Below are 7,856 nucleotides of genomic sequence, written 5' to 3'. Positions count from 1 at the left end.
GGGGAGTTTGCGTCTGGATAGGTCGCCAGACAGAGAGATGCCATAAGCTTCATCGGATTTCGCCTCGGTGCGGCCGCGGATGGCCATCGTTCGTGACATTTGTAGTCACAAGGGACGAGGCCAGCTTTGATTCACCGCAAATGCGTCTCCGCTAGTCAGCAAGTGGCAACTGACGAAGGCATGATGGGATGGGCTGTTTTGGCCCGTCAGCGCGTCCTAAGCAATCCTGGTGCCACTACGAGCATCGAACAGATGCACCTTTGACTCCATAATCTCCAACCCAACCTCCTGATCAAGTTTGAAGGGCGGCTGATCCCGCACCTCAGCCACGAGGTCGACCCCACCTGCACTTAATGTAAGTTCCTGGGCCTCACCGGTCGGCTCGACCACTTGCACCCTCGCCTGAGAGTGGTAGCCACCAACGGCAATGTGCTGCGGACGAATCCCATAGACTACCCCATCCCTGTCGCCCATCTGAGCATCCACCGGCAAGGGTAAGCGCAAGCCCTGCTCGGCGACGAATGCGTCGTTGTCGATTCGGCCCTTGATCAGGTTCATCTCCGGAGGGCCTGAAAAGCTCGCAACGAAAAGGTTGGCAGGGTTCTCGTAGAGCTCGGAAGGGGAACCTATCTGTTCAACGCAACCTCGGTTCAGCACCACTATGCGGTCGGCTAGCGTCATAGCCTCGCTCTGGTCATGCGTGACGTAGATGCTGGTGCGCCCGAGCCGTTGGTGAAGCTTCTTGATTTCGGCGAGCATCTTGACACGCAACTTGGCATCGAGGTTGCTGAGCGGCTCGTCAAACAGGAAGGCTGCCGGGTCGCGCACGATGGCGCGGCCCATGGCGACACGCTGGCGCTGGCCGCCGGACAACTGCCGCGGCATGCGGCCCAGCAGATCCTGCAGACCAAGGATTTCGGCCGCCGCCTTCACCCTCGAGACAATCTCTTCCCTAGGGACCTTCGCCAGTCGAAGCGCCGGCGAAACCTATAACGCGCTGACGCTGCATTTCGGGTTCAACGAATATTTAGGCGGAAAGGGCCGCGGCATGGTCGATGCCGTGATCCATTTCGCAGCGATCCCGCGGATATTCTTGCGGCCGGACAACGCCATGTTCGCCGCCAATCTGCAGTCGACTTACAATGTGATCGAGGCCGCTACCAAGCTCGGCATCCGCAAGATCGTCACCGCTTCCAGCGAGACGGTGTATGGCGTGTGTTTTGCCGAAGGCGAACGCGAATTCACATCGTTTCCGGTGGAAGAGGACTACGATACCGATCCGACCGACAGCTACGGTCTTTCCAAGGTCCTGGGCGAGAAGATCGCACGCTCCTTCGCGTCGCGCACGGGATCTGACATCTATGCCCTCAGAATAGGCGGTGTTGTCGAACCGCAAGATTATGTCCGCTTCCCAGAGTTTCTGGCGGACGCCTCGAAACGACGGCGCGACGGCTGGACCTATATGGACGCGCGCGATCTGGGCCAGATCGTCCATCTTTGCATCGAGAAGGACGGTTTGGGATTCCAGGTCTTTAATGCCGTTAACGACAACATCGTCGCCGACTCGCCAACAGAAGAATTTCTCAAGAAGCATGCACCAGGCACGCCGATCACGCGTTCGATAGACGAATTTGAGGGGCCAATCTCAAATCGCAAGCTGCGCGAGCTTTTAGGATTCCGACAGGAGCATGATTGGCGAACGAAGTCTGCGCATTCATGATGGGTGGGTGACCGGTCTCCTGCGCTGAGAAAGCTTCGGCCCATGGTGTTGAGTGCACCACTTCGGTTCCAAGACGTGAGACCTCCTCCTGCTGCGTGCGGATGTTTCCCAATCACTTAATGATGCCGATCTTCTTGCGATCAATGGTCACGAATACGGCGCAGACCAGGACCGTACCCTTGACGATATTCTGAAGGTACGGATCGACGCCGGCCATATTCATTCCGTTCGACAAAAGCGTGATTATCAGAACGCCGAGCATGGTACCGACAACACTGCCTACGCCTCCAGTCAATGGTGTTCCGCCGACTACCACCGCTGCAATGACGTCTAGTTCAAGCCCCTCCCCGAGCTGGGCGGTGGCGGCCATGGCGCGCGCGCCTTGCAACAAGCCTGCAATGCCGCACAAGGCACCGAGAAGCACGTACATATAGACTTTCACCCGTGCGACCTGAATGCCCGTTAAAATGGCGACACGTTCCCCACCGCCGATTGCGCGAACCTCGCGCCCGAACACCGTCCTGTTGATGATGCCATACGCGATAACCATCAGCACCAACCCAATGATCACGGAATGCGGAATGCCCAAAGTCCGATTGGTATATACATCCAGGAATTGCTCATCCTCGATCGAGACAGGAGCGCCGCGGGTGAAAAGAAGCACGATGCCGCGATAGACCACCATCGCTCCCATGGTTGCGATGAAGGACGGCACTTTGCCTTTGGCCAGGAGAACGCCATTGACCAATCCGGCAACAGCACCGACAGCAATGGCGGGAATGATCGCCGCGGCGCCAAGGCTGTCCGCTGTCAATGCGGTTGCCAATGCCGCGAGTGCAACAATTGAGCCGACCGAAAGATCGATTGAACCGGCCATGATGACGAAGGTCATTCCCAGGGCGGCAACCAGCAGCACCGTGCCCTGCTGAAGCACGATGAGAAGGTTACTGAAGGTCAGGAAGCGTGGCGAGGCTATCGAGAAGATCACAATGAGCAGGACGAGCATGGCAAGCGGAAAGCCGCGTTTGACGACTTCGAACCGGCTGGCATTGACGCCAGGTTCCCCGGTTGCATTCGGTGTTTTGGTGGCGCTCGAGGTCTCGTTCGTTTCCATGGTCAGGCCATATGTCCAATGATGTCATGCTCGGTGGCATCGGCTGCCGTCTCGATGCGATGCGTAATTTGTCCTTGCCGGAGCACCAGCAAGCGGTCCGACATACCGATCAGCTCGGGCATGTCTTCTGAAGACAGGATCACGGCGAGGCCCTGCGCCGCCTTCTGCCTAACGATGCGATAGATTTCCGTGCGGGCGCCGATATCAACGCCGCGTGTAGGATTGTTGAGCAGGAGCAGACGTGGCTGGACAGCCAAGCATTTGCCGATCACCACCTTTTGCAGGTTGCCTCCCGAGAGTGAACGGCAGGACGCATCGACGCTGTGCGTCTTGATGCCGATCTGGGCGATGAGGTCACCCGCGATGGCAATGGCAGCGGTGCGATGGAAGAACGGCCCATGATGCGGCGGGCGGGCCATCACAAGATTGTCGAGGATACTGAAGTCGGCGATCAGACCTTCATTGTGACGGTCACCCGGCAGATAAGCGACGCCCTGTCCCCAGGCAGACCTCGGGCTTGACGGCACGTATGAACCACCCGCAAGCTTCATCGAGCCACCACGCAAGGGTAAGTCGCCGCAAATGGCCGCGAACAGCGCTTCGGCGCCAGCGCCCTTCAATCCGGCAAGGCCGAGGATTTCGCCGGCATGCACATTCAGGCTGACGCCCCCGAGTTCGCGCCCAACGGCGACGTCGCAGGCTTCGAAGACAACAGGCTTGCCTGTATCTCTCGGCCGCGGCGGATAGATACTTCTCGCGAGCTCGCGCCCCACCATGCGGCGATGAATTTCATTGGGCTCGATCTCGGTCGTGCGATATGTTCCGACATATTGCCCGTCTTTCAGGATCGTCAATTCATCCGCGACGGCAAGCACCTCGTCGAGATGATGAGAAACGAAGGCTACGGTCATCCCCTGCCCTTTGAGTTCGCTGATGACGCGAAGGACCGCCTGAACCTCTCGATGATCGAGATAGGCGGTGGATTCGTCGAGAAGGAGGATTTTCGGATTTGTAGACAGCGCTCGGGCGATCTCGATGCATTTCAGCTCGCCGAGATTGAGGCGGCCTGTATCGGCAGAGACCGATATTTGCGCGCTGATCCGTTCCAGGATCGTCTGCGCCGCGGCTTCCATACGTCTGCGATCGATAAGACCGATAGGGCCGGCGAACTGTCGCAGACGATCGATGAAGATGTTTTCGGCGACAGTCAGCGAACGGTTGATGGTGATTTCCTGGTATACAAGCGATACGCCAAGGGCCGCCGCACCGATAACACTTGGTGGCGCATAGCTTGCTTCATCCAACGTCATAACGCCGCTGTCAGGCCGCTCTGCGCCCGCAAGCATACGCAAGGTCGTCGATTTGCCAGCTCCGTTTTCGCCGACGATGGCGTGAACCATACCGGGCCGGAGCACCACGGATACGCCATCCACGGCACGTGTCTGGCCGTAGCTTTTGCTCAGGTCGCTCGCAGCAAGTGTCATGAATTGACTACGCCCAAATGCCAGGCAAAGCCTGCCTGCAACCGTGGGATTGCAGGCAGGCCCAATCGGACGTTCAGTTGCTATATTGCATCTCGAAAACGGCCGGCTTGGCGTCCTTGTTGTAGAAGCGGGAGTGCTGCCGGAAATCATATGTCGGCACGCCGCCAGGAAAGTCCTTCTCGAACTGCGCAACGCGATCCTTGGTCAGCGGCAGCAGCTTCAGCTTGACATTGTCAGCGCCCGGGGGAACCGGAATACCCTTGATCTGATCGAAAAGGGCGACAAGGGCGAAGCCTCCCTGAAGCCAATGACCGCCAATATCGAAAAGCAGATCCCCGGACTTTACCGCATCAACATTCTCAGGGTTGAGATCCATTCCGACGACCATAACGTCCTTGCCGGGCGCTTTCCCCTGGTTCTTGAGCGCAGCCATCACGCCGGTCGCAGTGCCGCCGTTCGCGGCCCAGACGCCGGTGATGTCGGGGTTGCCCTGGAAGAGCGATTCAAATGCGGTCTGTGACGTATCACGGACGAAATTGCCATCGACTTCGCCGGCGACGCGCACATCGGGCGCTTCCTTGAGAGCGTCTTCCAGCCCCTTGCGGCGATCAATGGCGACCGAGGTGCCGGCGGTGCCGTTCACCACGCCGATTACTTTCTTGCCATCAGGCCCCGGCTTGATCACGGCGAACAGCGCCTTGGCCATTTGGTATCCGGCGTCTTCATCGCTCGGCCCGATAAAGGCGATGTAATTGGGGAAACGCTCGGTTTGAGGCGAAAAATCCGGATAGCTGTCGGTGAGGATGACCGGTATCTCGGCTTCCTTCGCCAAGGTAAGCCCGCGAGTGGCAGTGGCCCAATAGGGCGTGAAAACAATGCCGTCGACCTTCTGGGCCACCAGATCCTCAAGCGACTTGACCATCTGGTCAGGCTTGTTGTCGGCGTTGAGGACGACGAGCTTTACACCAAGCTCGTCCGCTCCCTTCTTCATGAAAGCGACATAGCTGTTCCAGAATTGCGCATCCAGGGTCGGCACGACAACGCCGACAGTGGGTTCATCGGCAGCGACGGCAGCCGTTGACAAGAAGGCCGCGGCAGCGGCGCCGATAAGGGCCGATTTCAGCTTCGACAAGAAAGACATGGTTCCTCCAACCGGTTCGCAACAGAGCCCAAGCGCTCTGAATCGCTGACTTAAATTCCCATTTTTTTGACAAGATCTGCGCACTTGTCAGTGCCCATTGACGATGATTGACGATCATCGCTTATCACATATGGTCAAAATCAGTCAAAATAATTCTAATAAGGCCAAAAGCGATAGGAATTCGCTCATCGCCATGACAAACCAGTGGGCTCGCCGAATGAATTCGTGATATTCGCGAGGTTGGGCTCGCTATGATTCCGGCGAGCGCGTTGCTGCATTGTGCGGAGATACGAACGTGGCAAGGAATGTTCGAAAATCAACGGTGGAAGATACGGGGCCCTCAGCGTCCGCCGGGTCATGGGAAGACGATGGCGGGCGCGGACGGGTCGATCTGATTCCGGCCAAGCGCCATGCTTTCATTCTCGAATGCCTTAAACGGGAAGGAACCGTCGGCGTTCAGGAACTCATCGATCTCATCGGCGCGTCACCTTCGACCATCCGGCGCGACCTCGAGACACTGGAACGGCAAGGAGCATTGGAGCGAACGCATGGCGGTGCGATGCTTCAGCGCACGGAACTCGCCACCTTCGAGCCGGATCTCGCCACTGCCTCACACTTCGCCAGGGCTGAGAAGGAGGCCATAGGCGCGGCCATGATGTCGGAACTTCGCGCCGGGCAGAGTGTCATTTTCGACGCAAGCACGACCGTGCTGGAAGTCGCGCGCGCCATCGCCGCAGCGCCCATTGCGCTTACGGCCGTCACCAACAGTCTCGCGATCGCGCAGATACTCGCAACCGTGCCGGGGGTACGCCTCGTCATGCTTGGAGGCACCTGCAAGCCGGGTTCTCTAACTCTGGTTGGGCAGCCTGGTGAGAATTTCCTGCGCACCATCCACGCCGATGTGGCCATTCTGGGCACTCATGCCATCACCGGAGACATGCTCACGGAGACCTCGCTTGAGGTCGCGGCGATGAAGCAGGCGATGATCGCCGCGGCGCGCCGGGTCGTCGTGCTTGCCGACAATTCCAAATTCACCACTCCGAATTTCTGCACCATCTGCCGTCTGGCCGATATCCACCAGGTCATTACCGATGACGGCATCGATCAGGCCAATCTTACGAATCTTCGGACGCTCGATGTGAACGTCCGAGTCGTGCGCGTCAGCCGTTCGGGTTCTTCAGTTGAGCGCTCTTGAGGCTGTGGATATCCGGATCATAGCAGACGACCTGACCGGCGCTCTGGATAGCGCGGTTTGCTTCGCCTCGCCAGGCCACGGCGTTGGGGTGAGTTGGCAACTGGATCGTGCGCTCTCGGCCCGTTTGGCTGTCGATATCGCCACACGTGAGGGCGCCGAGACAACGGCTGTCGCGAGACATTTGAGGTTCGCGCCATGGCTTGCCGCCGGACAGCTGAGTTTCAAGAAGATCGACAGCCTTTTGCGCGGTCACGTCATCGCCGAAGTAGAAGCCTGCATCGTCGAGAGCGGGTACCAGCGCGTTGTTGTCGCGCCTGCGTTCCCATTTCAGGGCCGTGTTACACGCCTTGGGCATCAATGGCGGCTCGATCGGCCCGAAATGGTAGGTCCCGACATCGTCGCCGGCCTAGGTCAGCGGTTTTCGTCTGGCCGGTCGGCACCGGGGGCGCGGCCAGTTCATTTCATCACACTCTACGACGCCGAAACGGACAAGGACCTTGACGAAATTGTTGCAACGGCGAGCGCGCCGCGGACGCTTTGGGTTGGTACCGGCGGCCTGGCTGCAGCGCTGGCACGGCACCTGAGCATACCAGACAAGCCTGTTCCGGCATTGTCCGCCCCATTCCTGGGCCTTGTCGGCACAAATCACGAGGTCACGGCGGGACAGGTGGCCTCTTTTGCGGCCAAGCATGCGGATGCGCATATCGTTGTGGGACGCGACATCGACAAAGCGAAAAGGGATTTGGCGAAACGGATCATGCGAGGTGCGCCGTCGGTTGTCAGCGTCGTTGCATCGGGTGATCGCCACGCGGTGGCAGATCATATCGGCAAGGTGTTTGCCTCGCTTCTAGACGGCTTGCCAAAGCCTGGAACGCTGCTCGTCACTGGCGGCGAAACATTGCGATCGGTGTGCTCCAGCCTTGGCGTCGTCGAACTCATGGTTGAAAGCGAGATTGAGCCGGGGCTTCCGATCTCCAGAATCAAAGGCGGCGTTTTCGAAGGGCTAGCCACTATTTCGAAGTCGGGTGCCTTCGGCGACAGCGCGCTCTTCAGCAGGCTCGCGGCTCTCGCGCGCCGCTAATCAACACGATCGCCGGCCAGAAGCATCGGGCGGGTCCATTCCCGCCGGTCAGATGACGTCAAACCGTGGTTGAGGAGCCGACAAAACGGGGACTGCTTCCACATAGGCGGAAAAAGGGGGC

General features: G+C 58.9%; 7 protein-coding genes. 3 read left to right on the top strand and 4 right to left on the bottom strand.

The window, feature by feature from the left end:
• Window positions 1-216 precede the first annotated feature (216 nt).
• Window positions 217-843, bottom strand: a complete 627-nt coding sequence (locus ASD99_RS23045) for an ABC transporter ATP-binding protein (RefSeq protein WP_244497879.1) — start codon at window positions 841-843, stop codon at window positions 217-219.
• A 40-nt stretch (window positions 844-883) separates the two neighbouring features.
• Here ASD99_RS23045 and ASD99_RS23040 point away from each other — a divergent pair, with 40 nt between their 5' ends.
• Window positions 884-1,720 carry an NAD-dependent epimerase/dehydratase family protein gene (locus tag ASD99_RS23040; RefSeq protein WP_244482878.1) on the top strand — a complete coding sequence of 279 codons (837 nt, stop codon included), beginning with the start codon at window positions 884-886 and terminating at the stop codon, window positions 1,718-1,720.
• Between the two features lie 112 nt (window positions 1,721-1,832).
• Here the strand turns inward: ASD99_RS23040 and ASD99_RS23035 are convergent, their stop codons facing one another.
• The 3 genes from ASD99_RS23035 to ASD99_RS23025 form a co-directional block, all read right to left on the bottom strand.
• Window positions 1,833-2,834: an ABC transporter permease gene (locus ASD99_RS23035; RefSeq protein WP_056588587.1), complete on the bottom strand. Its 1,002-nt coding sequence runs from the start codon at window positions 2,832-2,834 to the stop codon at window positions 1,833-1,835.
• Between the two features lie 2 nt (window positions 2,835-2,836).
• Complete coding sequence (locus ASD99_RS23030; RefSeq protein WP_057145021.1) at window positions 2,837-4,318, bottom strand: sugar ABC transporter ATP-binding protein; 1,482 nt, start codon at window positions 4,316-4,318, stop codon at window positions 2,837-2,839.
• A 73-nt stretch (window positions 4,319-4,391) separates the two neighbouring features.
• A complete protein-coding gene (locus ASD99_RS23025) occupies window positions 4,392-5,459 on the bottom strand; it encodes an ABC transporter substrate-binding protein (RefSeq protein WP_057145020.1) in 1,068 nt (355 codons plus the stop codon).
• A gap of 295 nt (window positions 5,460-5,754) precedes the next feature.
• Here ASD99_RS23025 and ASD99_RS23020 point away from each other — a divergent pair, with 295 nt between their 5' ends.
• Both ASD99_RS23020 and ASD99_RS23015 read left to right on the top strand, forming a co-directional pair.
• A complete protein-coding gene (locus ASD99_RS23020; protein ID WP_320410779.1) occupies window positions 5,755-6,654 on the top strand; it encodes a DeoR/GlpR family DNA-binding transcription regulator in 900 nt (299 codons plus the stop codon).
• A complete protein-coding gene (locus ASD99_RS23015; protein ID WP_056588579.1) occupies window positions 6,641-7,735 on the top strand; it encodes a four-carbon acid sugar kinase family protein in 1,095 nt (364 codons plus the stop codon). Before ASD99_RS23020 ends, ASD99_RS23015 begins: the two co-directional genes overlap by 14 nt.
• Window positions 7,736-7,856 lie beyond the last annotated feature (121 nt).

Origin of the sequence: Mesorhizobium sp. Root695 (genome assembly GCF_001428185.1) — a bacterium.
In the GTDB taxonomy this organism is placed as follows: Bacteria; Pseudomonadota; Alphaproteobacteria; order Rhizobiales; family Rhizobiaceae; genus Mesorhizobium.
Note: the sequence above shows the minus strand (reverse complement) of the source record. Positions and strands in the feature narration are given on the sequence as shown.

What these genes read in the sequence shown, in the direction of transcription:
- ASD99_RS23045 (WP_244497879.1), bottom strand. Translation starts at nt 843, where the DNA reads ATGGGCCGCGCCATCGTGCGCGACCCGGCAGCCTTCCTGTTTGACGAG.
- ASD99_RS23040 (WP_244482878.1), top strand. Translation starts at nt 884, where the DNA reads ATGCGGCCCAGCAGATCCTGCAGACCAAGGATTTCGGCCGCCGCCTTC.
- ASD99_RS23035 (WP_056588587.1), bottom strand. Translation starts at nt 2,834, where the DNA reads ATGGAAACGAACGAGACCTCGAGCGCCACCAAAACACCGAATGCAACC.
- ASD99_RS23030 (WP_057145021.1), bottom strand. Translation starts at nt 4,318, where the DNA reads ATGACACTTGCTGCGAGCGACCTGAGCAAAAGCTACGGCCAGACACGT.
- ASD99_RS23025 (WP_057145020.1), bottom strand. Translation starts at nt 5,459, where the DNA reads ATGTCTTTCTTGTCGAAGCTGAAATCGGCCCTTATCGGCGCCGCTGCC.